Genomic DNA, 24061 nt, shown 5'->3' with positions numbered 1-24061 from the left:
GTGTGACGGGCCGGTCCGGGCGGGCCCCCGCCCGGAGGCGACCGCACCGCCGGCCGGGCGGGCACCCGGCCGGGAAGGCGGGCGAACGGCGGGCGCGGGTGGAACGGTCAGCCGTAGCGGTTGAAGCCGCCCTCGGAGTCGATCACCTGGCCGGTGACCCATCTGCCCTCCACCGAGCAGAGCCACTCGACGAGCCGGGCCGCGTCGTCCGGCTGGCCCCACCTGCCGCCCGGGAACAGGTGACCGCCCGCTGCCAGGTCCTCCGCCGAGGCCCACCCGGTGTCGGTGGGGCCCGGATTGACGCAGTTCACCGTGATCCCCCGCGGCATCAGCAGGAAACTCAACTGCCGGGTCAGGTTCTCCACTCCGGCCTTGCTGGCCGCGTAGGCCAGCTCGGTCGGCATCGGGCCGAGCCGCTGCCCGCTGGAGAAGAGGACCAGCCGACCCCCGGAGCCGGCCCGGAACGCCGCCGCGAACGCCTCGGCCAGCAGCAGGTTGGCCCGGACGTTCACCACCAGGTGCCGGTCGACCTCGTCCGCGTCGAGCGTGCCCAGGGCGGTCTCGGTCGAATACGTGTGCGCGGAGACGACGACGTCGAGCCGGCCGTGTGCGCGTACCGCCGTCTCGACCAGCTCGGCCGGGGCGGTCGGCGAGGTCAGGTCGGCGGCCCGGAACCGGGTCACGTCGGGGTCGCCGGTCACCTGTTCGAGTTCGGCGAGCAGCCCGGGGATGCCCTCGGGGTCACCGCCGTACGGCTGTGCCTCGTCGTAGCCGGGCAGGCCGGTGAGCTGTAGCCGGTAGCCGTCTGCGGCGAACCTCCGGGCGACCGCCGCGGCGATCCCGGCCCGGCGGCTGACCCCGGTTATCAGGGCAACCCGTTCTTCCATGCCGCAGAGTCAACCCGATCCGCCGGGTCGCGGCCAGTATCGGCACGCCCCACCGACGGGCCGGCCGGGCGGTCGTCCACTGTGAACCAGGCCCGGACACCGCACCGGCCAGGCGATTCGCGGCGGACCCGGTCGTCGTACCGGACCGGTCTGATCGTCGCACCGGACCGGTCGTCGTGGCGGACCCGTCGGGTGGGCCGGCCGCAGGGGGGTCAGTTGCGCGGGCGACGGTGGCACCGGGCAGCATGACACCACGGACGTGACCGAAAGGTGGAGAGGGCGGCATGAGGGAGCTGATCGGCAGCCACGACCTGTTGTTCGTCACCCTGGACACACTCCGGTACGACGTCGCGGAGGAGTTGGCCGCCGCCGGGCGCACTCCGAATCTGGTGCGCGCGTTGCCGGGCGGGGTCTGGGAGCGCCGGCACAGTCCGGCCAGCTTCACGTACGCGGCACACCAGGCGTTCTTCGCCGGCTTCCTGCCCACCCCCACCACACCCGGCCCGCACCCCCGGCTCTTCGCGGCAGCCTCCCCGGGCAGCGGGACCACCGGTGAGCAGACCTGGGTCTTCGACGCCCCGGACGTGGTCCGGGCCCTCGCCTCGGCCGGCTACCACACCGTCTGCGTCGGCGGGGTCGGCTTCTTCAGCGGCAGGTCCCCGCTCGGCGGGGTGCTGCCGGCGCTCTTCGCCGAGGCGCACTGGGAGCCCGAGTTCGGCGTCTCCGCGCCGCGCTGCTTCGAGGCACAGCTCGACCGGATCGCCACCGTGCTGCCGACGGTGCCAGAGGAACGGCCGCTCTTCCTCTTCGTCAACGTCGCGGCGATCCACCAGCCGAACCGGCACTACCTGCCGGGTGCCGACCGGGACAGCCGCGACAGTCACGCCGCCGCGCTGGAGTACGTCGACCGGCACATCGGCCGGCTCTTCGCCCTGGCCACCTCCCGGGACCGGCCGTGCCTGGTGCTGGTCTGCGCCGACCACGGCACCGCGTACGGCGAGGAGGGGCACAGCGGTCACCGGCTCGGTCACGAGGTGGTGTGGACGGTCCCGTACGGGCAGTTCGTCCTCGAACCGGGTGACTGGGGCAAGCCCGGCGACTGGCCGGGGTCGGACCAACCCGGGTGACCGGCCCGCCGGGGCGCACCGGCCGCCGCGCCCGACCGGGCGGACCGGGCCGCAGCCGACGCTGACTGCGGCCTCGGCGAGGGTGCGGGCGTCAGGCCGGCGGCGGTACGTCGGTGAAGTGCTCGACCACCGGCGGGGCGGCGAAGTACGGGCCGATCAGCGAGCGCCAGGTGTCGAAGCGTTCGGTCGCCCGGAAGTTCTCCAGGTGCGCCTCGACCGAGTCCCACTCCACCAGCAGCACGAACCGGGACGGCGACTCGATCCCTCGGGTCATCCGGACCGACCGGCAGCCGGGGGTGCCGGCGAGCGTCAGATGACCCTTGGCGTACGCCTCGGCGAACGCCTCCTCCTGACCGGCCAGCACGTCGATAAGCGCAACTTCGAGCACCACGACCAGAGGATGACACGGGTCGGGCCGGGGTGGTCGATCGGGGTATACCCGTCCCGCCCGCAGGTACCTACGGTAGGAACTCCGGAAGATCTTGCGGGAGGTGCGGCATGCTCGACTGGCTGACCGGTACGGCGTTCACCGTGGCGGGTACCCCGACCAGCCGTGCCGAACTGCTCGGCTTCGCGACCGGCGTACTCAACGTCTGGCTGCTGACCCGGCAGAAGATGTGGAACTGGCCGGTCGGCATCGCAAACGTGCTGCTGCTGATGGTGCTCTTCTGGACCGCCGGGCTGTACGCCGACGCCGGCCTCCAGATCGTCTACGTCGGGCTCGGCCTGTACGGCTGGTGGGCGTGGCTGTTCGGCGGTGCGCAGCGGAGCCGGCTGGTGGTGAGCCGGACCGGCCGTCGGGAGTGGACCGTGCTGGTCGCCGCCGGTGCGGTGCTGACGCTGCTGCTCTGGTTGCTGCTGGACCGGGCGACCGACTCGACGGTGCCGTTTCCGGACGCGGTGACCACCGCGCTGTCCCTGATGGCGACCTACGGCCAGTGCCGCAAGCTGGTGGAGAGCTGGTGGATCTGGATCACCGCCGACCTCGTCTACATCCCGCTCTACGCCTACAAGGGGCTCTATCTGACCGCCGGGCTCTACCTGGTCTTCCTCGGGCTCTGCGTGCTCGGGCTGCGCAACTGGCGGGCGGACCTGCGCCGGCTCTCGGCCGCCGCCCGGCCGCTGGCGCCCGGTCCGGCCCCGGCATGACCGCCGGGCACGACGGTGGCCCGCCGGCCGCCCCGCGCTCCGGCCGGGCGGCCCGGCCGACCGCGCCGAACACCGGCAACTTCTCCGGCGGCCCGGCCGTGCCCCGGCCGCGTCGGGGCGCGGAGGTGGCGGGCCCGGCCCGGGCGGGCACCGGAGCGCCGGGGTTCGGGCACGGGCTGGTGGTGGGGAAGTTCTACCCGCCGCACGCCGGGCACCACGCGCTGATCGCCGAGGCGGCCCGCCGGTGCGCCGCGGTCACCGTGCTGGTGACGCCGTCCCGGCGGGAGTCGATTCCGCTGGAGCTGCGGCTGGACTGGCTGCGCGAGGTGCACGCCACCGACCGGCACGTCCGGTTCGTCGGCCGGTACGACGAGCATCCGGTCGACTACGCCGATCCGGCGGCCTGGGACGCGCACTGTGCGGTGTTCCGGGCGGCGCTGGGCGGTGCCCGGGTGGACGCGGTCTTCTCCTCCGAGGCGTACGGGGCGGAACTGGCCCGCCGGTTCGGCGCGGTGGACGTACCCGTCGATCCGGCCCGGAGTGCGGTGCCGGTCTCCGGCACGGCGGTCCGGGCCGATCCGGTGGCGCACTGGGGGATGCTCAGCGCGCCGGTGCGGGCCTGGTTCGTCCGCCGGGTCGTCGTGGTGGGTGCCGAGTCCACCGGTACCACCACGGTGGCCCGGGCGCTGGCCGGGCACTACCGGACCGGCTGGGTACCGGAGTACGGCCGGGAGTTGACCGCCGCCAAGCTGGACCGGCTGCGCCGGACCGATCCCGATGCGACGATCTTCGACGTGGTCTGGGACCGGGCCGACTTCGTCACGGTGGTCCGGGAGCAGCAGGCCGCCGAGGATGCCGCCGCCCGGCGCAGCGGTCCGCTGCTCTTCTGCGACACCGATGCCCGGGCCACCGCGGTCTGGGAGGAGCGGTACCTCGGTTCGACCTCGCCCCGGGTCCGGGCCGCCGCCCGCCGACCCGACCTGTACCTGCTGACCGACCATCGGGGCGTGCCGTTCACCGACGACGGGCTGCGGGACGGCGCGCACCTGCGGAGCTGGATGACCGAGCGGTTTCGCACGGTGTTGGCCGAATCCGGGGTACCCGTGATCGAACTCACCGGTCCGCTTCCGGACCGGCTCCGGACCGCGACCGGGGCCTGCGACGACTTGCTGGCGGCCGGTTGGTCCCTTGCCGACCCGATACTGCCCCGGAAGAGCACCTAGGGTCCTAGGATGGCTACCGGAGGTGACCCGGGTAGCGCCGACCGGGGGGAGATGCGAAACGGGCGGGGAATGGTGAACAATGGCGCTGTAGGAGGGGAGTATTCCTTCGCGACGGTGTCGTCAACACGGTCGTCCGCCGGTGGACCGGCGCGAGGACCCGGCACCGTAGGTTGTCGCCGTGGTGTCCTGACACGGCGATGGCGGAAGAGACCTCCGACAGTCACCACCGTCCACACCGCCTGAGGTGCGCCGCCCGCGTGCTGACGGCGGTGCCGCGTGCCTGCCGGAGGAGTGCCTTGAACGTGTCCACCTGGGTGTGGGTCATCTCGCTTGTCGCACTGACAGCGATCCTGCTGCTCGATCTCGTGATCATCGGTCGGCGACCGCACGAGCCGAGTCTGAGGGAGTCCGGCCTCTGGGTCGCCTTCTACGTCGGTCTCGCCATCGTCTTCGGGATCGGCCTGGCCCTGACCACCAACTTCACGGTGGCCGGAGAGTTCTACACCGGTTGGCTCACCGAGTACAGCCTCTCGGTGGACAACCTCTTCGTCTTCGTGATCATCATGTCCCGGTTCGGTGTGCCCCGGCAGTACCAGCAGAAGGTGCTGCTGATCGGCATCGTGCTGGCGCTCGTGATGCGCGGCGGCTTCATCGCCGCCGGTGCCGCCCTGATCAACCAGTTCTCCTGGGTCTTCTACATCTTCGGCGCCTTCCTCATCTACACGGCGATCAACTTCTTCCGCCAGGGTGAGCCGACCGAGGACGACTTCAAGGAGAACATCCTGATCCGCTGGACCCGGCGGGCTCTGCCGGTCTCCCGGGACTTCTCCGGTACCCGGATCATGGTGCACGAGAACGGCCGCCGGCTCTTCACCCCGATGCTGATCGTGCTGATCGCGATCGGCACCACCGACCTGGTCTTCGCGCTCGACTCCATCCCGGCGATCTTCGGGATCACCCAGGAGCCGTACCTGGTCTTCACCGCCAACGTCTTCGCGCTGATGGGGCTGCGGCAGCTCTACTTCCTGCTCGGCGGGCTGCTCGACCGGCTGGTCTACCTCAACATCGGGCTCGCCGTGGTGCTCGGCTTCATCGGCGTCAAGCTGGTGCTGGAGGCGCTGGCCGGCAACAACCTGCCGTTCCTCAACAACGGTGAGCACATCAGCTGGGCGCCGCACATCCCGATCTGGCTCTCGCTCACAGTCATCCTGGGCACGCTGGCGGCGGCGACCGTCGCCAGCCTGATCAAGTCCAGCCGGGATCGCAGGTCGGCCGAGAAGGTGCCGGTCGCCTGACGGTCGCGGTGCCGGTCGCCTGACGACGAACGGCGCCGGTCGCCCTGCCGGGCGACCGGCGCCGTTGCCGTTCGGTCGAGGTCAGCCGAGAGTGGGCCTCCGTGGAGGTCAGCCGACCCGGTGCGCGCCGACCAGGGTCGCGGCCCGCTCGGCGGGCATCGGTTCCTCGAGGACCCGACGCCTGGTGTAGCAGGCGTGCAGCATCCGCCGGTCGCCGTGCGGTCCCGGTCGGGCGGTGACGATGCCGATGTGGTGCACCCGGCGGCCGGGCCGGGCGAAGAAGTACAGGTCGCCGGGGCGTTCGGCGCCGAGCGGTACCGGCGCGGTCGCCGCCGCCTGGTCGTCGGCGTCCCTCGGCAGGCGTACGCCGAAGCGCCGCCAGGCCAGGTGCACCAGCCCGGAACAGTCGATGCCGTACGCCGAGACGCCGCCCCAGAGATAGACCACGTCCCGCAGCCGGTTGGCCACGGCGAGCACCTCGGTCGCGCTGGGCTGCCGGCTCGGCGCCGGCGCCAGGTGGGTGTCGGGTGCCCATAGCGGCTGCTCCCGGTCGGGGACCCAGACCGGCCGCCAGCCGGCCCGGACCGGCCCCGCCCCGGTCAGCCGGGTGCCCAGGACGACGCCGGGCAGCACCACCGCGCCGGCCGGGGCGTCGTGCAACCGGGTGACCATCGCCGCGACGACCAGGTCCGGCGGTGCGGGTGCCGGCTCGGCGGGCTCGGCGAGCTGCTGGAGCGGCAGCCAGCCCGGATAGCCCCGGGGATCGAGCTTGGCCGCCGGCTGCTCCAGCGCGACCAGCCGGACCCAGCCGTCCGGGCGGACCTCCTCGATCAGTACCCGCTCGCCGAGCAGGAGCTGGCTGAGCACGCATTCGCCGACGCGCTGGTCGGCGGTCATCCCGGAGATCCAGCCGGCGATGTCGGTGCGGCGGGACAGGGCCGGCGCGTCCACCGGCCGGACGGCCTCGGGCCTCGCCCACAGGGTCGCGACGGCGACCCGGACCACAGCCTGCTGCCCCGAGCGCAGCACCATGCCAGTACCACCACCCGTCCTCGCCCGCCCTCCGCCCGAACGATATGAAAGTTAGCGCCGGACTGCAACAGGCGAATGAATGTTGCCTTCATAGTGCCGCTCGTCGGCCCGGGACCGGACAGCGGCGGGGGCGTCAGGGGGTCGGTGCCGGGGTGCGGTGCAGGCCGGCGACGCCCAGGCCGGGTGCGTCGGGGAGCACGACGGTGGCCTGCTCGTACCGGATGCCGCCCTGGACCGGCGTCCAGGCCAGCCACCACGCGGCGTCCAGGTCCGCGACCGCGCTGGTACCGTGCGCCGCCACCAGGCTGGCCGCCGCGCCGAGCCCGATCTGGCTCTCCATCATCGAGCCGACCAGGGTGCCGAGGCCGTGCTCGGCGGCGAGTTCCAGCAGGGTACGGGCCGGACCCAGGCCGCCGCACTTGGCCAGCTTGACGTTCACCAGGTCGGCGGCCCGGCGCTGGATCACCTCCATCAGGTCGCGCACCCCGTAGACGGACTCGTCGGCCAGGATCGGCACGTCGACCCGGTCGGCGACCCAGGCCAGCCCGGCCAGGTCCCGGGCGTGCACCGGCTGCTCCACCAGCTCCACGTCGAGTCCGGCGTCGGAGATGCTGCGGATCACCCGGACCGCCTCCCGGGGCGTCCAGCCCTGGTTGGCGTCGAGCCTGATCCGGACCTGCGGCCCGGCGGCGGCCCGTACCGCCCGGACCCGGGCCAGGTCACCCGCCGCGTCGGTGCCGACCTTCACCTTGAGTACGTCGAAACCGTCGGCCACCCGCTGTTTCGCCGCACCGGCCAGCTCGACGGCGTCCCCGGCCGACAGGGTGACGTCGGTGGCGACCCGCCGGGAGGTCCCGCCGAGCAGCCGGTACAGCGGTACGCCGAGCCGCCGCGCGGCCAGGTCGTGCAGTGCGACGTCCACCGCCGCCTTCGCCGCCTCGTTGCCGACCACCGCCCGGCGCACCTCCGCGCACCGGGCCACCAGGTCGTCCGGGTCGCGCCGGACAAGCAGCGGGGCGAACACCTCCTCGACACAGGCCCGCGCACCGCCGATCGACGACCCGGTCACCTGCCACACCTGGGGCGCCTCGCCGAACCCGGACCGCCCGTCGGCGTCGACCACCTCCACGACAAGGGTCTCTACTGTGGAGGTACGGCGCAGCGCGGTGACGAACGGGGTGTGCAGCGGAGCGGAGAGCCGGTGGGTGCGTACCGAGGCGATCGACATGCAGGCACCATATCGACCGTCGGATCAGCCGACGGTCCCCAGTCGGTGCCGGGCGGCCCAGACCAGGGCCGAGATCCGGGCGATCAGCCGACGCGCCCGCCCGTCGGTGTCCTCGTCGGCCGTGCCGCCGTCGCTCGTGCCGGCGTCGGTCGTGCCAGTGCTGCTCGTGCCAGTGCTGGTCGTACCGCCGTCGGTCGCACGGTTCCCGGTCGGGGGCGGGACGCTGGTGCAGACCACCACGGTGTATGGCGGGGCGTCGTCCGGGAAGACCACGCCGGCACCGTGCCGGACGCCGCGTACCCAGCCGTTCTTGTGCGCGATCCGGGTCCCCGGCGGCAGTCCGGCGGCCAGGTCCTCGGTGCGCTCCTGGCCGAGCAGTACGTCGAGCATCGCCGCGCAGGCGGCCGGGGAGCCGAGCCGGGACCGGGCGATCCCGCCGAAGAGTCCGGCCAGGTCGGCGGCGGTGACCCGGTTGTCGAGCCCGGCGTCCCGGGCGGCGAAGTCCTCGATCCCCCGCTCGGTACGGCTGTGCCGGGCACCGCTGTCCGCCCAGACCTCGGCGACGGCGGCCAGCCCGACCTGCCGCAGCACCAGGTTGGTGGCGAGGTTGCTGGACCGGACGATCATCCGTTCGGCGAGCCAGCGCAGCGGTGCGGTGCCGCCGAGCCGGGCCCAGACCTGCTCGTCGTTGTCGTAGTCGGGCGCGCAGGAGAACCGGCCCGCGCCCGGCCGGGCCGAGTCGAACTCGTTCACCACCGGCACCGGCGCGTCCAGCGCCAGCTTTCCGGCCTCGGCCGCCCGGTGCAGGGCGGCCAGCACCGCCACCTTCATGGTGCTGGCCGCGTAGTGCGGTGCGTCCGGCAGCCGGGTGTAGCCGGGCCGGCGGCCGAGCCGGCCCGCGTACACCGAGACCGTGCCGGGCACCGCCGCCAGTTCGGCGTCGATCTCGTCCCAGGACACCTGAGCAGGGTACGACCGCATCCGGGCAGCCTACGACCCGTTCCGGAACCTCCGCGCGGCCCGCTGCCGGGGTCAGTTGGCGTGCTTGCGCCGGGCGGCGGCCCGGGCCCGCGACGGTGCGTCCAGCACCACCTTGCGCAGCCGGATCGCCACCGGGGTCACCTCGACGCACTCGTCCTCGCGGCAGAACTCCAGGGCCTGCTCCAGGGAGAGCCTGCGCGGCGGGATCAGCTTCTCCGTCTCCTCGCTCGTCGAGGAGCGCATGTTCGTGAGCTTCTTCTCCTTGGTGATGTTGACGTCCATGTCGTCGGAGCGGGAGTTCTCGCCGACCAGCATCCCCTCGTACACCTCGGTGGCCGGCTCGACGAAGAGGGTGCCGCGCTCCTGGAGGTTGAGCATCGCGAAGGCCGTCGCCACCCCGGACCGGTCGGCGACGAGCGAACCGGTGTTCCGGGTACGCAGCTCGCCGAACCACGGCTCGTAGGACTCGAAGACGTGGTGCAGGATGCCGGTGCCACGGGTGTCGGTGAGGAACTCGGTGCGGAAGCCGATCAGCCCCCGGGCCGGCACCAGCCACTCCATCCGGATCCAGCCGGTGCCGTGGTTGACCAGTTGCTCCATCCGGCCCTTGCGGGTGGCCAGCAGCTGGGTGATCGCGCCGAGGTATTCCTCCGGGGCGTCGATGGTCAGCCGCTCCACCGGCTCGCAGGTCTTCCCGTCGATCTCCCGGGTCACCACCTGCGGCTTGCCGACGGTCAGCTCGTAGGACTCCCGGCGCATCTGCTCGACCAGGATCGCCAGGGCCAGCTCACCCCGGCCCTGCACCTCCCAGGCGTCCGGCCGGTCGGTGGGCAGCACCCGCAGCGAGACGTTGCCGATCAGTTCCCGGTCCAGCCTTTCCTTGACCATCCGGGCGGTGACCTTGGCGCCCTTGACCCGGCCGACGAGTGGCGAGGTGTTGGTGCCGATGGTCATCGAGATCGCCGGCTCGTCCACGGTGATCAGCGGCAGCGGCCGGGGGTCCTCCGGGTCGGCCAGGGTCTCGCCGATCATGATCTCCGGGATGCCGGCGATCGCGATGATGTCGCCCGGCCCGGCCGAGGTGGCCGGCTTGCGCTCGAGTCCCTCGGTCATCAGCAGTTCGGAGACCCGGACCCGGGCCACGCTGCCGTCGGTGCGGCACCAGGCCACGGTCTCGCCCTTGGTGACGGTGCCCTGGCGGACCCGGCACAGCGCCAGCCGGCCCAGGAACGGGGAGGCGTCCAGGTTCGTCACGTGCGCCTGCAACGGCGCGTCCTCGTCGTAGGCCGGCGGCGGGATGGTGTCGAGCAGGCTGCGGAAGAGCGGCTCCAGCGAGCTGCTGTCCTCCGGCACGGTGCCGTCGGCGGGCTGGGTGAGCGAGGCGATGCCGTCCCGGGCACAGGCGTAGATGATCGGGAAGTCGATCTGCTCGGCGTCGGCGTCCAGGTCCAGGAAGAGTTCGTACGTGTCGTCGACCACCTCCTTGATCCGGGCGTCCGGCCGGTCCACCTTGTTGATCACGAGGATGATCGGCAGCCGGGCCCGCAGCGCCTTGCGGAGCACGAACCGGGTCTGCGGCAGCGGACCCTCGCTGGCGTCCACCAGCAGCAGCACCCCGTCGACCATGGTCAGCCCGCGCTCCACCTCCCCGCCGAAGTCGGCGTGCCCGGGGGTGTCGATGATGTTGATGGTGACCGGCCCCGAACCGTCCGCCGGCAGGTAGCGCACGGCGGTGTTCTTGGCCAGGATGGTGATGCCCTTCTCCCGCTCCAGGTCCATGGAGTCCATCACCCGGTCGGCGGGCTCGGCCCGGGCGGAGAACGCGCCGGACTGCCGCAGCATGGCGTCGACCAGGGTGGTCTTGCCGTGGTCGACGTGGGCGATGATTGCGACGTTACGAAGGTCCCCGCGGGTCTGCATGCTCTCCATCCTCCCGCCTGCGCGATCCGGGCCGGCGTCCGGGTTCCCCCTGGGGTTACCCCGGTCTCCGTGGAATCGCCGTGCCATCACCGCACGCGACTGGCATGCTGGCCGAAGTGTTCGGGGGGTCGGGCGTGCAGGAGGTGTTGACGGTGGTGCGGGAGTTGCCGCCGGTGCTGGTCTATCTGGCCGCCGCGCTGCTGGTGGCCACCGAGACGGCGGTGATCGTCGGCCTGGTGATGCCGGCCGAGGCGACCCTGCTGCTGGTCGGCTTCCTCAGCTACACCGGGATGCTCCGGCTCGGACCCGCCCTGGTGGTGATGATTCTCGCAGCGGTGCTCGGCGACGCGCTCGCCTTCCGCAGCGGCCGGCGGCACGGCCCCCGGTTGCGGACCGGCCGATGGGGCGTCCGGGTCGGGGCTCAGCGCTGGGCGAAGGCCGACGCGATGCTGGCGCGGCTGGGCGGGCGCGGCGTCTTCGCCGCCCGCTGGGTCGCCTTCGCCCGGACCCTGGTGCCCCGGCTGGCCGGCAGCGCCGGGATGCCGTACCGGCGGTTCGCGCCGTGGAACCTCGCCGGGGTGACGACCTGGGTCGGCGGTTCGGTGCTGGCCGGCTTCCTGGCCGGGGAGTCCTACGAGACGGTCTCCCACCATCTCGGCCGGGCGACCGGGGCGGTACTGCTGCTCATCGTCTTCATCGTCGCCATCGTGCTGGTCGGCCGCTGGCTCGGCCGCAACCCGGATCCGGTGCGGTCACTGCTGTCCCGGGCCGTCGCCCGCCCGCCGCTGCGCTGGCTCGCCCGGCGGTACGGGGTGCTCTTCTTCCTCCTCTCGATGCACATCGGGCCGGGCTGGACGCTGCTGGCGAACCTGGTCGCCGGGCTGGCGCTGCTCTTCGTGACCGGGCTGGTCCTGGCCTGGCTACTCGACCTGGTGGTGACGCAGAGCGGGTTGTCGGTGGTCGACAGCGCGATAGCGGAGTGGTTCGCGTCCCGGCGTACCGACGGGGTCGCCGAGTTGGCGCACGGCACGATCGGGGCGCTGCGGGGACCGGCGCTGATCCTGGTGGTGGCGCTCGTCGCCGCGGTGGTCGGCTGGCGTACCCGGCCGTGGCGGGTGGACCTGCTCAGCGTGCTCGGTACGGTCGGCGCCTTCGTGCCGTTGCTGGTGCTGCTCCTGGTCACCGACGTCACCGGGCCGACCCGGAGTACCCCGGTGGCGCTGCTGCCGGCCCAGAACGCGGTGGTCGCGGCCAGCTTCTGCACGCTGGCCTGGCTGCTGGCCCGGCAGAGCCGGTGGCCGACGGCGGTGGCGGCCTGGACGGTGGCGGCGGTCGGCGTGGTGACCGTCGGGGCGGCCCGGCTCTACGTCGGCTGGAGTTCGGCGAGCGAGACGGTCACCTCGATGCTGCTCGGCGTGCTCTGGACCGCCGTCTTCATGGTGGCCTGGGCGACCCGGGACCGGGCGGTACGCGCCGCCGGAGCGGGGCCGCACGCCGGTGCCCAGCCGTCGCGGCGACCCGAACCAACAACCGCCGAAGACACCGCGCAGCAGGCGGCGCCGGTCGCCGGGGAGGCCGCGCAGCAGGCGGCGCCGGTCGCCGGGGAGGCCGCGCAGCAGGCCGCGTCGGTTGCCGGGGAGGCCGCACAGCGGACGGGGGAGGCGGCAGGGCAGGGAGTGCCGGTCGCGGGGGAGGCGGCACAGCGGGCGGCCCCGGCCGGCCGGGTGGTCGAGGCCCCCTGATCTGGCGGTGTGCCTGTTATGGTGCGCCGGGAGATCGGGGGCTCGGAGTGACTGAGTGGCTGCGCAGGACGTTGGTGCCCGGGGTGGTGGTCCTGGCGCTCGCCGCCGCGGTCGGCTGCGCCAACGGTGAGCCGACCGGCGGCACGAGCACGGTGGCGGCCGAGGTCGACCCCTCCGACGCGGCCCAGCCGGCTGCGGCCGGCGAGCCGACGACCGGGCCGCCGGCCGTGGCGGGGCTCGGTGTCCGGCCGACGCCGTCGGCGAAACCGAGTCGCACCCCGAGCCGGAAGCCGGGGCCGCGTAAGGTGCCGAAGCCGTCGACCGAGACCAGGCTGCCCCCGCCGCCGCCGAAGCCGGAGACCGGCTGCACCAAGCCCCGCTACGAGGGCGACCAGGCCAGCCGGGCCCAGGTCAAACAGGCGCTCACCGAGGCGGCCGGCCGGACGTACTGGCCGAACTCGGCGCCGAGCATCCGGGTGCCGGTGAACCTGGTCAAGGCGACCGCCTGGCAGGAGAGCGGTTGGCAGTCGAACATCGTCGCCTGCGACGGCGGGGTGGGACTGATGCAGGTCATGCCGGACACCGCGGCCTTCGTCAACACGCGTTTCGACAAGTCGTACGACATCGACGACCACCGGGACAACGCCACGCTGGGCGCGAACTACCTGGCCTGGCTGATCAAGTACATCGGCGACGCGTTCTTCGACGGCGCCTACGGCGTCTCCGCCGACGACTGCACCGGCGAACTCGACTCCTGCCTGTTGAACGCGGTGATCTCGGCGTACAACTTCGGACCGGGAGCGGTGGTGACCGACGACGGGTTGAAGATTCCCAACCCGCAGTACGTCCGGAACGTCCGGGCGCTGATGACGGAGTGTGAGTGCCTGGCCTTCTGAGGCGGGCTGCGCGCTGACCGTCCCTTCCCGAGTTCCGACCCGGTTGACCATGGGTTTTGCTCAGATTGGCAGCTCTGACGACTGGACGCAGCCAGACCACGCGGATACGGTCAGTAGTGAAAGCCTGCCTCCGAGTCAGGAGGGCTGACCGATGCGACTGCTCTGGCTGGCCGACGTGCTCCGGGCCGCCGGGCTCACCGTGCACGAGGTGGGCGGTTGGCGGAGCCGCGGCTCCACGTCGTTCGATCCACACGGGATCATGTGCCACGAGACCCGTGGCTCGCTGCGCTCCACCGACGCCGGCGAGATCTACGTCCTGCTGCACGGCTCGGCCACGGCCCCGCCGCCGATTGCCCAGCTCTACCTCTCCCGTACCGGGCACTGGCACGTGATCGCATCCGGTCGGTGCAACCACGTCCGGGTCGGCTGGGCGGGGCCGTTCAAGGGGGTCGGCAACTCCGGGCTGGTCGGCATCGAGGCCCAGCACGCCCTCGGCGAGCCCTGGACCGACCGGCAGTACGACTCGTACGTGCGCGGGGTTCGGGCGCTGCGCGACCGTACCGGCTGGGGGATCGGCGGGCACAAGGAGCACCAGCCCGCCGGTTACGGGCATCCCAGCGTCAAGACGGATCCGAGCTTCAACATGAACCAGTTCCGGCGCGACGTCGCGGCGGCATCGTCCGGAGGGGAGAACATCATGCCGGCACTGTCCGACCAGGAGCAGGAGCAGCTGCTCAAGTTCGCCAAGGACAACAACTACCTGCTGTGGCAGGGTGCGCAGAAGCCGGACGGCAGCGGGCGCACCGACATCCGGCAGCACTTCTACAACATCGAGGGGATGCTGACCGAGGTCAAGGCGAACCAGATGGCCATGCTCGGCAAGGACTGGGTCAACGAGCAGCAGATCATCGACGGCGTGCTCAACGGGCTGGGCTCCAAGGACCTGGACGCCGCGGCGACCGCACTGCGGGCGGCGTTCGGCGACCGGGTCGCCGAGCTGGCCGCGAAGCTCACCGCCGCCTGAACTGCCGCCACGGTCAGCGGCTGCGCGGCTCAGCGGCCCGTCAGCTCAGTGGCTGGCTCAGCGGCCCTTGAGCGCAGTGGCTGGCTCGGCGGCTCAGTGACTGCGGCGGCGTAGCCAGGCGTCCTCGGCGAGGTAGTCGAAGTAGTCGGTGCGGTAGTTCTGGGCGAGATCGGGGAAGACGGTCCGCCAGTCCCGGCCGTGCGCGGCGTCCACAAGCCACCGTACGGTCTCCGGCAGCGAGTCGAGATAGCTGGTCACCGGCCGGTAGCCGAGCTGCCGGTGCGCCAGGCCCATGTCCAGCACCACCGGGTGCTGCGTCGACCACGGGGTCATGCCCACCGGCGGTGCCGGGGACGGGCCGTCGATCAGTACGTCCTCCGCGTCGTGGTCCAGCGCCGCGTGCACGGCGGCACCGATCTCGCGTACGGTCGGCGGCTCCGGGTCGCCCGCGTTGAGTACCCGGGCACCGGGCTCGGCGGCGCAGAGCCGGATCAGTTCGGCCAGGTTGGCGGTGCAGACCGGGTGGAACCGGCTCTGCCCGGCGTACGCCAGCACCCGTACCGGGCGGTTGTCCAGGGCGCGTTTGACGAAGTGCCACTCGCGCGGGTGCACGGTGTGCGGCCCGTGGATCGCACCGGCCCGCAGCAGCGAGGTCGGCAGCACCGCCCCGGCGGCGAGCAGTTCCCGTTCCAGGGCCGCCTTGCCGGCCGCGTAGGTGTCCGCACCCGCCCCGGATCCCGGGTCCGTGTCCGTGTCCGGATCGGGGTCGCGCTCCGAGTCGGGGGCGGGGTCCGGTTCCGAGGGTGCCACGGTCGGTTGGGTCTCGGCGATCGGCACCGGGAACCGGACCCCTTCGGCACCGAACCCCCGGCCCTCGTCGTCGAGGTAGACCCCGGCGCTGGAGACGACCACTGCCGAACCGACCCGGTCGGCGAGCCGGAGCAGTTGGCGGGCGTGCCTGGCGTCGTACGCCACGGTGTCGACCAGGACGTCGCAGCCGGCGCCGACCGCGACCGCCAGCCCGGCGTCGTCCTCGCGGTCCAGCGGCACCAGTTCGACGTTCCAGTCCGGCGGCCAGGGTGCGCCGGCCCGCAGGCCCCGGGCGGCGGCCCGGACGTGCCAGCCGTCGGCCACCAGGGCGCGGACCGTGGCCCGGCCGACCTGGCCGGTGGCGCCGACGACCAGGGCGATCTTCTGCATGACGTCACGGTAGATCGGCTCGGTCGGATGTGCCGAGCGCTTCCGCTATCAGCCGAACCAGCTCTGCCGTCGATCTGTCCCGGCGGCCGTCGAAGTCTCCCGGCGGGACCGCCAGAAGCCCGCAACCACTATTGCACAACATCTCTTGCGCAACTGCTGTTGCGTGTGCGAGTCTGAGTGCATGAAGCGAGAGATCCGCCAGGTCACCGACTCCCGGGTGCTGGCCGCGATGTCCCATCCGCTACGCCGCCGTCTGATGGACGTGTTGAAGGTCTACGGTCCGGCCACCGTCAGCACGCTTGCCGAACGCACCGGACAGGCGGTGGCGAACGTCAGCCACCACCTCAGGGTGCTCGCCGCCGCCGACCTGGTGGCGGAGGCGCCGGAGCTGGCCCGGGACCGCCGGGAGCGCTGGTGGCGGCTGGTCTCGTCCGGCCTGCGTTGGTCCACCGCCGACTTCGCCGACGACCCGGCCAGCGAGGCCGTGCAGCAGGCGGCCGTCTCGCTGAACCTCGACCGCCAGGTCGGCCTGGTGCGGGACTGGCACGCCAGCGGGGAGGAGCAGCGGGCCGCCTGGGGGGAGGCGCCCTTCTCCACCGACCGCTGGCTGCGGTTCACCCCGGACGAGCTGGTCGAGTTCGAGACCGAGCTGCTCGCCCTGCTCTCCCGCTGGGGCGACCGGGAGCTGCCGGACGACGGGCAGCACCGCGAACCCGTCTTCTTCTTCGCCTACGGCGTCCCGGCCCAACCCTGACCCAGCCGACCCCTGCGCCCGCCGCTTCGCCCGCCCCGGTGCGGGCCGAGCGCGGCCAGCGGGCCAGCGGACGAGGAGAGAAGATGAGCCTGCTCCGGCAACGAGACTTCAGGCTGCTCTGGATCGGCCAGGGCGGCAGCACCTTCGGGGCCAGCGTCACCAGCGTGGCACTGCCGCTGGTGGCGGTCGCCACCCTCGGTGCCAGCACCTTCCAGGTGGCGCTGCTGACCGCCGCCGCCTGGCTGCCCTGGCTGCTGGTCGGACTGCCGGCCGGCGCCCTGGTGGACCGGCTGCGCTGCCGGCCCGTGATGGTGACCTGCGACCTGGTCGCCGCGCTGCTCTTCGCCAGCGTGCCGGTCGCCGGCTGGCTCGGCGTACTCGGCGTCGGGCACCTGCTGGCCGTCGCGCTGGCCGGCGGCACGGTGAGCGTCTTCTTCAAGACCGCGTACCAGGTCTACCTGCCCACCCTGCTGGACCGGGCCGACCTGGCCGAGGGGAACGCGAAGCTCCAGGGGACCGAGGCGGTGGCCCAGGTGGCCGGTCCGGGTGCCGCCGGCCTGCTGGCCAACCTGTTCGGTGCGGCGGCCGCACTGGTGGTGAACGTGTTCGGCTTCCTCGGCTCGGCCGCCTGCCTGCTGTCGATCCGGCGCCCGGAGCCACCCCGGGCCGCCGCGCCGGACGCGGGTCTCGGTCCGCAGATCGCCGAGGGGGTACGCTTCACCGTCCGCGACCCCTACCTGCGGGTACTCACCGTCTGGGGTGCCGTCAGCAACCTCGGGCTGGTCGGCTACCAGGCGATCCTGGTCGTCTTCCTGGTCCGCGAGGTCGGGCTGGGGCCGGGCACGGTCGGCGCGCTGGTCGCCGTGATGAGCGCCGGCGGGGTGGTCGGAGCCGCCGTCGCCACCGCGCTGTCCCGGCGCCTCGGCAGTGCCCGCGCGCTGCTGCTCTGCGCCCTCGGTGCGGAACCGTTCGCCCTGCTGATCCCGCTGACCGCCCCCGGAGCCCGGCTCGGACTGGTGGTGCTGGCCGGGGTGGTGATCGGTGCCGGAGTGGTGGCCGGGAACGTGATCAAGGCCGGCTTCCGGCAGGCGTACGTGCCGCACCAGCTGCTCGGCCGGGTCATCGTGACCATGCAGGTGGTCAACCTCGGCACCATGCCGCTCGGCGCGGTGCTCGCCGGCGCCCTCGGTACGGCACTCGGCCTCCGCCCGGCCATGTGGGTACTCACCGGCGGTCTGGCGCTGACCGGGCTGATCCTGCTGGTCGGTCCCCTGCGCAAGCGTCGTGACCTGCCGGAGGAGCCGGCCGGACCGGCCCGCCCGGGGCGCTCCGAGCTGGTCAGCGCGGCTGGACGTTAGCCGCCTGTGGACCCTTCTCGCCCTGGGTGACGTCGAACTCGACCTTCTGTCCCTCGTTCAGCTCGCGGTAGCCGGACGACGCGATCGCGGAGTAGTGGACGAACACGTCCGGTCCTCCGCCGTCCTGCTCGATGAAGCCGAAGCCCTTTTCCGAGTTGAACCACTTGACGGTTCCGGTTGCCATGGGTGTCTCCTTAGCGGCGCGCCTGGTGCGTGGCCCGCCCTGTACGCCACCGACAGTAGCCGCCCGGGATAGCCGGTGCGGGCGGAAGTCGGGAGTCGTACCAACCTCCGTTCCGGTCGGCGGCCACCTGCGGCGGGTCGGGTCGACCTCCGGGCGGTCGCGGTCGACCCTCGGCAGGCGGAGACGTCCGTCGGCGAGCGGGGGTCGTCCGTCGGCCTACGCCGGACGGCGGAGTCACCCCTAGACCGGCTCAGGGTCGCCGGTGCCGCCAACCAGGGCTCGCCCCGGATGTCCGGATGCCGCCACCTCCGTAACGTTCCTGACGTGGCGGACTGGCTGGTTCAGGTGGGGGAACTGCCGTCGTGGATCTTCCTGACGGTGCTCGGCGGGGTCATGCTGCTGGACGCGATACCGCTGCTCGGCGTACTCGTGCCAGGTGACGTGGCGGTACTGGCCGCGGTGGGGGTCGGCAGGCCGGCCAGTCTGGGGGCGTTCCTGGCGGTGATCATCGGCTGTCTCGGCGGCTGGTCGCTCACCTTCTTCGCCGGCCGGCGGTTCGGTGCCCGGTTGCGGCGCAGCCGGACCGGGGGGTGGATCGGGGAGGCACGCTGGGTGGCCGCCGAGCGGATCCTCGGCAGCGGCGGGGGCCGGATGGTGATGGTGGCACCGTTCCTGCCGGTACTGAACGCCGTGCTGCCGCTGGCCGCGGGTGGGCTGCGGATGTCGTACCGGCGGTTCCTGGGTTTCGCGGCGATCGGCGCGGTGCTCTGGGCCGGCCTCTACATGCTGCTGGCCATCCTGGCCCGCTCGGTCGGCGGGCTGCTGCCGGGGGAGTCGTTCGCGCTGCTCGGCACGGTGGGTGTCGGGATGGTCCTCGGCGGGCTCGTCCTGCTGGGGGTGCGCCGCCGACTCGGCTCGACCGTGCAGGGCTGACCGGGGCAGGGCTCTACCGGGCAGAGCTGTACCGGGGCAGGGCTGGCCGGGGCGCAGGGAGCAGACCGGGGGGCCGAGGCCGGCCGGGCGGCTTGTGGGGGACCGGGGGGACGGGTGGTGCCGGCCGGCTGGGGCCGCCGGCCGGCACCACCCGGGGGCACAGGCCGCGGCTGGCATACTGGGCTGCCATGGTGTTGTCGCGGCGTTGGGCCGGCTTCCTGGTCCTGGTCGGCGTCTGGACCTGGGTGATCTGGCCCCGGTTCGCCGTCGCCATCTGGAACGATGCCCGGGCCTGGTCGACCGGGGAGATCGGGCAGGGCAGCCCGACGAGCTTCCTCTGGGTGCACGCGCTGCTGATCGCGGCGTCCCTGGCGATCGGCACCACCGTCGGCGTCCTCGGCGTACGGGCCTGGCGGGCGGGTCGGGCTCCGCGATCCTGACCCGGTTCCCGGTTCCCGGTTCCGAGCCGAGCCGAGCCGAGCCGTGGCCGAGCCGTGGCCGGGCGGTCGGGGCCGGCCGGCGTTCCCCCGTCACCACAACCACCGCCGGCCGGCGAGTCATGGGCCCCGGTGTCGAACCGGGCACACCGCCAGAATGAGTGGCGGCCGAGCAGCCGACGCCCGCGCCCATGGCATCCACAGTGGATGGCATCGAGACCTCGCCGGGAGTCGAACCCGCATCACCCGCGTTGCAGGCGGGGCGCCCCACCGGGGACGAGACGAGGCCGGGCGTGCGGGTGGGAGGATTCGAACCTCCTGCGCGCGAGGCACCTGTTTTACAGACAGGCCCGACTCTCCGACGTCGGCGCACCCGCTCGGCCGACCGGCGGGACCGGTACGTGTTCCGGGCTGGACTAGTACGTGTTCCGGGCTGGACTCGAACCAGCGACCTTCGCGATGTCGACGCGATGCTCTTCCGACTGAGCTACCGGAACGGGAGCGGGACCGGGAGTCGAACCCGGGACCTGCGGCTTATGAGGCCGCCGCGCTACCACTGCGCTACCCCGCGAGTACGCCGCCGGGGACTCGAACCCCGAACCCACGCATTAAGAGTGCGTTGCTCTGGCCAATGAGCTAGCGGCGCGAGGACGTCCCGCCGCCAGGCGGGCTCGTCAAGAGTTGGCGGACCCCCGGGGTATGCCCTGCCCCGGGGGCCCTCGAATTCCACCCGTTCGCACGCCAGCGGCGTTTAAGCTCCACGATCAGTCTGCGGTCGACGTGCTTTGCCATTAAGCGACCGCCGCAGGGAGAGCGGCAGACTGGACTCGAACCAGCATCTCGTCGAGATTGTCGTGGTCGGTAGGTCTGGCGATGGGTGGGGGTGCTGAGTCTGGAGCGATAGTCTCAGCCTGCTCGGCGCCGGTCTGCCTCTGCCAGTTGGGCTACCTCGGCCCGGAGTGCCGAGGGGAGGACTTGAACCTCCACTGGAACCGTCGCCTTCGATGAGCCTGACAGATCAGCCTCAGTCTCGGCGCTCGTCGCGCCACCCCCCGCTCCACGGGGGTGTCTGGGAGGCTACCCGAACAGGTAGCCGAACACCTCGTCGCCGACGGTGCGCTCCTCGACGGTGCTGCTGTTCGCCTCCTCGCGGGCCACCTTCACCGCCTCCAGCAGCCTGTCGACCCGGCCGCGCAGCAGTTTCACCCGCTCCGCCGGCAGCGCGCCGGAGAGCTTCACCGTGGTCCAGATGCCCACCGGTACGTCCTCGGTGTAGACCTCGACCTGCGCCGGGTGCTTCTCGGTGGCCTCCGCCTTGACGTGGTTGCGGTGCACCTTGCGCATCTTCTGCGTCTGGCTCGGCGTACTCGCGTAGCAGCCCCGGTCGGGGTCGAACTCCCACCGTTCCGCCGCGTCCAGGGTGGCCAGCCCGTCGACGAAGGTACGCAGGTCGACGAGCTGCTTCTCCAGGAAGAGCAGATAGGTGACCGGTGCCTGGCTGATCAGCGTCCGCCCCTCGACCAGCACGTCGGCCTTTGCGCTGGCGTTCCCGGTGTCCTGCATGAACTGAAGGTCGAAGAGCCGACCCATGGTCGAGGCGACCTCGTCGAGCACCTCCTGGACGGTGTACTGCACCCGGGTCGACTCCGGCGGCAACTGCTCCCGGATGTCGTCGGCGAACGGCTGGTAGGTCCGGGAGATCCCGGACAGCGGCGGCGCCTTCTGGGTACGCCGGTGCGCGTCGGTCAGCTCACGCTTGGCCTGCGGCTTGAAGCCCTGCACCAGCGCGTTGACCTTGTGCAGTTCGGTGGGGTTCGGCACCATGATCCTCTCGGTCTCGTCGGGCAGACGATAGTCGTCGTCGTCGGCTGCGGCGACCCTGTCGAAGTCGGGACGGCCGGATTCGAACCGACGGCCTCCGCACCCCCAGTGCGGCGCGCTGCCAAGCTGCGCCACGTCCCGATGTCGTGCCCCTGGGAGGATTCGAACTTCCGACTTCCTGGTTCGTAGCCAGGCGCTCTGTCCACTGAGCTACAAGGGCTTGAAACGGCAGTACCCGGAGCAGGAGTCGAACCTGCAACACACCGGTTCTGAGCCGGCGGCCTCTTCCGTTGGGCTACCCGGGCATGGAGTGACGCGGGATCGAACCGCGCACGCGGAGCTTGCAAGGCAACGCTGTGCACCAGCACCCACCCCGAAGTGCCCTCGGCGCGACTCGAACGCGCACGTGACCAGGCTCTCGACCTGGTGCCTCTGCCAATTGGGCCACGAGGGCATCGCGCTTCCGGACGAGGATTCGAACCTCGATCGCCTGAGCCAGAATCAGGTGTCCTGCCGTTGGACGATCCGGAAAAGGCGGCCGGCGGGGGAGAATCCGCCGGCCGGCCGTCAGCGCCGGGTCAGCGCGGCCCAACTCGGGACCGTCGCCGCCGACCGCAGTTCCATGCCCGCCTCGGCAGGGGTGCGGTCCGCCTTGCGCTGATTGCAGCCGTCGCAGGACGCGACGGTGTTGGTCCAGGTGTTCCGGCCACCGCGGGAGCGGGGCAGGATGTGGTCGACGGTGCTGGCGTGGCCGCCGCAGTAACCGCACCGGCGTCCGTCCCGGGTGAGCACGCCCGACCGGGACCAGGCCGGCCCCGAGCTGAACCGCCACCTGGTGACGACGTACCTGACCAGCCGGACGACGGTCGGCACCGGGTACACCCCGATCAGCCGGTCCGGTACGGCCTCGTGCACCTCGGCGACCCGCCGGACCAGCATCCGTACGGCGTGCCGGAGACTGACCCGGTGGAGCGGGCCGAGGTCGGCGTTGATGACCAGGACGTCCACCGGATACCTCCTTCTCTCGTCGACGTCACGGAACTCTGGAAGTGTTCGAGAGCGGCTACCGGGATTCGAACCCGGGACCTCCACCATGGCAAGGTGGCGCGCTGCCAACTGCGCTACAGCCGCACGGGAAATGCTCCGGGTGCGATTCGAACGCACACTGTGCGCGTCTTGAGCGCGCTGCCTCCTGCCGTTGGGCTACCGGAGCGGATGGTGCCGACCGGGCCCGGAGAACGGGCGCGGTTCCGTAGACCGTGCCGGAATCGAACCGGCCTCTTCCAGGTTGAGAGCCTGGCGAGATACCACTACTCCAACGGTCCGAGCGGGGTGTCCACAACCCCTGGTTCCGTCCGGGACCCGAGAATCGAACTCGGTTTCTCCTGTACCCAAAACAGGCGGGTCAGCCGTCTCCCTCGCCCCGGATCCGCCCGGCCGGCGCGGTGGTGCGGCGCCGGCCGGGCATCGGTAATGCCATCCACTGTGGAGTTCTCAAGTTGGTGCCGTGTCCGCCGGTCGGGACCGGGGAGAAGCAGGGGCGACAGGACTCGAACCTGCAACCTTCGGATTTGGAGGCCGCTGCGCTGCCAGTTGCGCCACACCCCTGTGCGGAATCGTGCACGGTGAAAGAGACTTGCGGGGCAGGGAAACATCCGTGCCGAAGAAACGCGCACGGTAAGAGAAACGCCGCCCGGTCCCGGGTCTGGGAGGGCGGCGTGGACGCGAGTGCAGTCGCGTTACGTCCGCCAGCCGCCCAGCTCGGCACATTCGCCGGCGCTGCCTAGGACGGGGTGCCCGAGGATGGCACAACCCGTCGAGCCGGACGGCAGTTGCCGCCACGCTCGCGATGAGTTCTGCCACAACATCGGATGCTCCCTGTCGTTCGCTGTCGATTCGGTGTTGATCGCTGTGGTAACTACGGTAGGGGCGGCTCTGCGACCGGGCAACATCTTTTTCGACTTTTCCCGGGCACTTTCGGATTCCGGGCCGCGGTGCCTGCCCGCCGGCACCGGGTGAGCCGGTGCCGGCAGGCGTACACAGTGGAGTCAGGAATCCCGCTCGACCAGCCGCTTCACGGCTGCGGCCACCGCCTCGGGGGCCTGGGCCTGCGGGAAGTGGCCCACGCCGGGCAGCATCACGACCTCGGCCCTCAGCTGCTCCCCGATCCAGTGCGCCTCGGCCGCCGGGTCCTTCCAGTCCACGTCGGCGGCACCCATCAGCACGACGGCCGGGGCGGACACCTCGGGGAGCCGCTGCCGGGCCGGCTCGTGCGAGGTGCGGGTGGTCCGGACGAAGGCCCGCCAGTGTCCCGGCCGGAGCAGGTTGTCGCGGACCCGGGCGAGGTGTTCGGGGTATCCCTCGGGCTTGGTGCCGGGCACCCACTTCGGGTAGTAGCCGAGGAAGGCCGCCGGGCCCCACGGCCGGACGAGCATGATCCGGAAGAGCAGGTTCAGTACGGCCGCGCCGGCGGGCTGCCGGACGAACGGGCCGAGCAGGACGAGGCCGGGTACCTTCGCCGGGGCGTCGGCGGCGGCGATCACGGCGGCTCCGGCTCCCATCGAGTTGCCGACCAGGTACGCCGGGCCGCCGAGTTCGTCGGCGAGCGCGAGCATGTCGCTGGCGAGCGCCACGTCGTCGTACCCGGCGAAGCTGGTGTCGCTGTCGCCGTGCCCCCGGATGTCCAGCACCGCGACCCGGTAGCCGGCCGCGACCAGTTTCGGGGTCAGCAGCCGGTACGACTGGCGCAGTTCGCCCATCCCCGGGGAGCAGATAACCAGCGGCCCGTCACCGTCCCACAGCTCGTACGCGATGCGCCCCTCCGGGCGGTGGAGATACCGGGTATCTGTCATAGCTTAAAAGCTACACCC

21 protein-coding genes, 14 tRNA genes and 1 pseudogene are annotated in these 24061 nt (G+C 72.1%); 11 read left to right on the top strand and 25 right to left on the bottom strand.

The window, feature by feature from the left end; all coding sequences use genetic code 11:
* Positions 1 to 107: 107 nt before the first annotated feature.
* On the bottom strand, positions 108 to 887 hold the full coding sequence (locus ACN28A_RS02000) for an SDR family oxidoreductase (protein WP_421391676.1): 780 nt from the start codon (positions 885 to 887) through the stop codon (positions 108 to 110).
* A 284-nt stretch (positions 888 to 1171) separates the two neighbouring features.
* On the opposite strand from ACN28A_RS02000, the gene ACN28A_RS01995 reads away from it, so the two are divergent.
* Positions 1172 to 2014 carry an STM4013/SEN3800 family hydrolase gene (locus ACN28A_RS01995; RefSeq protein WP_421391674.1) on the top strand — a complete coding sequence of 281 codons (843 nt, stop codon included), beginning with the start codon at positions 1172 to 1174 and terminating at the stop codon, positions 2012 to 2014.
* Between the two features lie 91 nt (positions 2015 to 2105).
* Here ACN28A_RS01995 and ACN28A_RS01990 read toward each other — a convergent pair whose 3' ends face one another.
* A complete protein-coding gene (locus tag ACN28A_RS01990; protein ID WP_421391672.1) occupies positions 2106 to 2405 on the bottom strand; it encodes an antibiotic biosynthesis monooxygenase family protein in 300 nt (99 codons plus the stop codon).
* Between the two features lie 107 nt (positions 2406 to 2512).
* On the opposite strand from ACN28A_RS01990, the gene pnuC reads away from it, so the two are divergent.
* The 3 genes from pnuC (at position 2513) to ACN28A_RS01975 (ending at position 5681) form a co-directional block, all read left to right on the top strand.
* Complete coding sequence (gene pnuC / locus ACN28A_RS01985; protein WP_421391671.1) at positions 2513 to 3163, top strand: nicotinamide riboside transporter PnuC; 651 nt, start codon at positions 2513 to 2515, stop codon at positions 3161 to 3163.
* Positions 3160 to 4386 carry an AAA family ATPase gene (locus ACN28A_RS01980; protein WP_421391670.1) on the top strand — a complete coding sequence of 409 codons (1227 nt, stop codon included), beginning with the start codon at positions 3160 to 3162 and terminating at the stop codon, positions 4384 to 4386. Before pnuC ends, ACN28A_RS01980 begins: the two co-directional genes overlap by 4 nt.
* A gap of 296 nt (positions 4387 to 4682) precedes the next feature.
* Positions 4683 to 5681: a TerC family protein gene (locus tag ACN28A_RS01975; protein WP_421391668.1), complete on the top strand. Its 999-nt coding sequence runs from the start codon at positions 4683 to 4685 to the stop codon at positions 5679 to 5681.
* Between the two features lie 108 nt (positions 5682 to 5789).
* Here ACN28A_RS01975 and ACN28A_RS01970 read toward each other — a convergent pair whose 3' ends face one another.
* From ACN28A_RS01970 to typA, 4 genes are all read right to left on the bottom strand, one after another.
* Positions 5790 to 6713: an NlpC/P60 family protein gene (locus ACN28A_RS01970; protein WP_421391667.1), complete on the bottom strand. Its 924-nt coding sequence runs from the start codon at positions 6711 to 6713 to the stop codon at positions 5790 to 5792.
* Between the two features lie 133 nt (positions 6714 to 6846).
* Complete coding sequence (locus ACN28A_RS01965) at positions 6847 to 7941, bottom strand: mandelate racemase/muconate lactonizing enzyme family protein (protein WP_421391664.1); 1095 nt, start codon at positions 7939 to 7941, stop codon at positions 6847 to 6849.
* Positions 7942 to 7965: 24 nt separating this feature from the next.
* Positions 7966 to 8901 (bottom strand): serine hydrolase, encoded by a 936-nt coding sequence (locus tag ACN28A_RS01960; RefSeq protein ID WP_421391663.1) that lies wholly within the window; start codon positions 8899 to 8901, stop codon positions 7966 to 7968.
* A 72-nt stretch (positions 8902 to 8973) separates the two neighbouring features.
* On the bottom strand, positions 8974 to 10842 hold the full coding sequence (gene typA / locus ACN28A_RS01955; protein ID WP_421391662.1) for a translational GTPase TypA: 1869 nt from the start codon (positions 10840 to 10842) through the stop codon (positions 8974 to 8976).
* Between the two features lie 134 nt (positions 10843 to 10976).
* On the opposite strand from typA, the pseudogene ACN28A_RS01950 reads away from it, so the two are divergent.
* From ACN28A_RS01950 to ACN28A_RS01940, 3 genes and pseudogenes are all read left to right on the top strand, one after another.
* Positions 10977 to 12368 (top strand): annotated as a pseudogene (locus tag ACN28A_RS01950) (DedA family protein); the annotation flags it as partial.
* Positions 12369 to 12631: 263 nt separating this feature from the next.
* Positions 12632 to 13480: a transglycosylase SLT domain-containing protein gene (locus ACN28A_RS01945; protein WP_421391659.1), complete on the top strand. Its 849-nt coding sequence runs from the start codon at positions 12632 to 12634 to the stop codon at positions 13478 to 13480.
* A 151-nt stretch (positions 13481 to 13631) separates the two neighbouring features.
* A complete protein-coding gene (locus ACN28A_RS01940) occupies positions 13632 to 14504 on the top strand; it encodes an N-acetylmuramoyl-L-alanine amidase (RefSeq protein ID WP_421391657.1) in 873 nt (290 codons plus the stop codon).
* Between the two features lie 93 nt (positions 14505 to 14597).
* Here ACN28A_RS01940 and ACN28A_RS01935 read toward each other — a convergent pair whose 3' ends face one another.
* Complete coding sequence (locus ACN28A_RS01935) at positions 14598 to 15704, bottom strand: NAD-dependent epimerase/dehydratase family protein (RefSeq protein WP_421391654.1); 1107 nt, start codon at positions 15702 to 15704, stop codon at positions 14598 to 14600.
* A gap of 181 nt (positions 15705 to 15885) precedes the next feature.
* Here ACN28A_RS01935 and ACN28A_RS01930 point away from each other — a divergent pair, with 181 nt between their 5' ends.
* Both ACN28A_RS01930 and ACN28A_RS01925 read left to right on the top strand, forming a co-directional pair.
* Positions 15886 to 16458, top strand: coding sequence for an ArsR/SmtB family transcription factor (locus tag ACN28A_RS01930; RefSeq protein ID WP_421391651.1), 573 nt, complete (start codon positions 15886 to 15888; stop codon positions 16456 to 16458).
* Positions 16459 to 16541: 83 nt separating this feature from the next.
* Positions 16542 to 17816: an MFS transporter gene (locus tag ACN28A_RS01925; protein ID WP_421391650.1), complete on the top strand. Its 1275-nt coding sequence runs from the start codon at positions 16542 to 16544 to the stop codon at positions 17814 to 17816.
* Here ACN28A_RS01925 and ACN28A_RS01920 read toward each other — a convergent pair.
* On the bottom strand, positions 17797 to 18000 hold the full coding sequence (locus tag ACN28A_RS01920; RefSeq protein ID WP_278063023.1) for a cold-shock protein: 204 nt from the start codon (positions 17998 to 18000) through the stop codon (positions 17797 to 17799). The genes ACN28A_RS01925 and ACN28A_RS01920 overlap by 20 nt on opposite strands.
* 324 nt (positions 18001 to 18324) lie before the next feature.
* Here ACN28A_RS01920 and ACN28A_RS01915 point away from each other — a divergent pair, with 324 nt between their 5' ends.
* Together ACN28A_RS01915 and ACN28A_RS01910 are read left to right on the top strand one after the other, a co-directional pair.
* On the top strand, positions 18325 to 18933 hold the full coding sequence (locus tag ACN28A_RS01915; RefSeq protein ID WP_421391649.1) for a DedA family protein: 609 nt from the start codon (positions 18325 to 18327) through the stop codon (positions 18931 to 18933).
* A gap of 188 nt (positions 18934 to 19121) precedes the next feature.
* Positions 19122 to 19373: an SCO4848 family membrane protein gene (locus tag ACN28A_RS01910; RefSeq protein WP_421391647.1), complete on the top strand. Its 252-nt coding sequence runs from the start codon at positions 19122 to 19124 to the stop codon at positions 19371 to 19373.
* A gap of 213 nt (positions 19374 to 19586) precedes the next feature.
* Here the strand turns inward: ACN28A_RS01910 and ACN28A_RS01905 are convergent.
* From ACN28A_RS01905 to ACN28A_RS01825, 17 genes are all read right to left on the bottom strand, one after another.
* Positions 19587 to 19659 (bottom strand) — tRNA-Cys (locus ACN28A_RS01905).
* A gap of 5 nt (positions 19660 to 19664) precedes the next feature.
* Positions 19665 to 19747: transfer RNA gene (locus ACN28A_RS01900), tRNA-Tyr, on the bottom strand.
* A 47-nt stretch (positions 19748 to 19794) separates the two neighbouring features.
* Positions 19795 to 19867, bottom strand: a tRNA-Val gene (locus ACN28A_RS01895).
* A 2-nt stretch (positions 19868 to 19869) separates the two neighbouring features.
* Positions 19870 to 19941 (bottom strand) — tRNA-Met (locus ACN28A_RS01890).
* A 2-nt stretch (positions 19942 to 19943) separates the two neighbouring features.
* Positions 19944 to 20016: transfer RNA gene (locus tag ACN28A_RS01885), tRNA-Lys, on the bottom strand.
* Positions 20017 to 20447: 431 nt separating this feature from the next.
* The gene (locus ACN28A_RS01880; RefSeq protein ID WP_421391645.1) at positions 20448 to 21194 is read right to left on the bottom strand and encodes a hypothetical protein; all 747 of its coding nucleotides are present in this window, start codon (positions 21192 to 21194) and stop codon (positions 20448 to 20450) included.
* A gap of 64 nt (positions 21195 to 21258) precedes the next feature.
* Positions 21259 to 21332: transfer RNA gene (locus ACN28A_RS01875), tRNA-Pro, on the bottom strand.
* Between the two features lie 6 nt (positions 21333 to 21338).
* A tRNA-Arg gene (locus ACN28A_RS01870) sits at positions 21339 to 21411 on the bottom strand.
* A 12-nt stretch (positions 21412 to 21423) separates the two neighbouring features.
* Positions 21424 to 21496: transfer RNA gene (locus tag ACN28A_RS01865), tRNA-Leu, on the bottom strand.
* A 74-nt stretch (positions 21497 to 21570) separates the two neighbouring features.
* Positions 21571 to 21645 (bottom strand) — tRNA-Leu (locus tag ACN28A_RS01860).
* Positions 21646 to 21651: 6 nt separating this feature from the next.
* A tRNA-Gln gene (locus ACN28A_RS01855) sits at positions 21652 to 21722 on the bottom strand.
* A 36-nt stretch (positions 21723 to 21758) separates the two neighbouring features.
* Positions 21759 to 22199: an HNH endonuclease gene (locus ACN28A_RS01850; RefSeq protein ID WP_421391644.1), complete on the bottom strand. Its 441-nt coding sequence runs from the start codon at positions 22197 to 22199 to the stop codon at positions 21759 to 21761.
* Between the two features lie 50 nt (positions 22200 to 22249).
* A tRNA-Gly gene (locus ACN28A_RS01845) sits at positions 22250 to 22322 on the bottom strand.
* A gap of 8 nt (positions 22323 to 22330) precedes the next feature.
* A tRNA-Leu gene (locus ACN28A_RS01840) sits at positions 22331 to 22404 on the bottom strand.
* 40 nt (positions 22405 to 22444) lie between these two features.
* A tRNA-Glu gene (locus ACN28A_RS01835) sits at positions 22445 to 22516 on the bottom strand.
* 210 nt (positions 22517 to 22726) lie between these two features.
* A tRNA-Trp gene (locus ACN28A_RS01830) sits at positions 22727 to 22799 on the bottom strand.
* A 440-nt stretch (positions 22800 to 23239) separates the two neighbouring features.
* Positions 23240 to 24043: an alpha/beta fold hydrolase gene (locus tag ACN28A_RS01825; protein ID WP_421391642.1), complete on the bottom strand. Its 804-nt coding sequence runs from the start codon at positions 24041 to 24043 to the stop codon at positions 23240 to 23242.
* Between the last annotated feature and the right edge of the window lie 18 nt (positions 24044 to 24061).

Source organism: Plantactinospora sp. WMMB782, from assembly GCF_049179135.1.
Classification (GTDB): Bacteria; Actinomycetota; Actinomycetes; order Mycobacteriales; family Micromonosporaceae; genus Plantactinospora.
This window is presented reverse-complemented; position numbering and strand designations above follow the sequence as displayed.

Bases quoted from the DNA above. Each gene is read 5' to 3' on its own strand.
- ACN28A_RS02000 (WP_421391676.1), bottom strand. From the start codon at position 887: ATGGAAGAACGGGTTGCCCTGATAACCGGGGTCAGCCGCCGGGCCGGG.
- ACN28A_RS01995 (WP_421391674.1), top strand. From the start codon at position 1,172: ATGAGGGAGCTGATCGGCAGCCACGACCTGTTGTTCGTCACCCTGGAC.
- pnuC (WP_421391671.1), top strand. From the start codon at position 2,513: ATGCTCGACTGGCTGACCGGTACGGCGTTCACCGTGGCGGGTACCCCG.
- ACN28A_RS01980 (WP_421391670.1), top strand. From the start codon at position 3,160: ATGACCGCCGGGCACGACGGTGGCCCGCCGGCCGCCCCGCGCTCCGGC.
- ACN28A_RS01970 (WP_421391667.1), bottom strand. From the start codon at position 6,713: ATGGTGCTGCGCTCGGGGCAGCAGGCTGTGGTCCGGGTCGCCGTCGCG.
- ACN28A_RS01965 (WP_421391664.1), bottom strand. From the start codon at position 7,941: ATGTCGATCGCCTCGGTACGCACCCACCGGCTCTCCGCTCCGCTGCAC.
- typA (WP_421391662.1), bottom strand. From the start codon at position 10,842: ATGCAGACCCGCGGGGACCTTCGTAACGTCGCAATCATCGCCCACGTC.
- ACN28A_RS01940 (WP_421391657.1), top strand. From the start codon at position 13,632: ATGCGACTGCTCTGGCTGGCCGACGTGCTCCGGGCCGCCGGGCTCACC.
- ACN28A_RS01935 (WP_421391654.1), bottom strand. From the start codon at position 15,704: ATGCAGAAGATCGCCCTGGTCGTCGGCGCCACCGGCCAGGTCGGCCGG.
- ACN28A_RS01930 (WP_421391651.1), top strand. From the start codon at position 15,886: ATGAAGCGAGAGATCCGCCAGGTCACCGACTCCCGGGTGCTGGCCGCG.
- ACN28A_RS01925 (WP_421391650.1), top strand. From the start codon at position 16,542: ATGAGCCTGCTCCGGCAACGAGACTTCAGGCTGCTCTGGATCGGCCAG.
- ACN28A_RS01920 (WP_278063023.1), bottom strand. From the start codon at position 18,000: ATGGCAACCGGAACCGTCAAGTGGTTCAACTCGGAAAAGGGCTTCGGC.
- ACN28A_RS01910 (WP_421391647.1), top strand. From the start codon at position 19,122: ATGGTGTTGTCGCGGCGTTGGGCCGGCTTCCTGGTCCTGGTCGGCGTC.
- ACN28A_RS01880 (WP_421391645.1), bottom strand. From the start codon at position 21,194: ATGGTGCCGAACCCCACCGAACTGCACAAGGTCAACGCGCTGGTGCAG.
- ACN28A_RS01825 (WP_421391642.1), bottom strand. From the start codon at position 24,043: ATGACAGATACCCGGTATCTCCACCGCCCGGAGGGGCGCATCGCGTAC.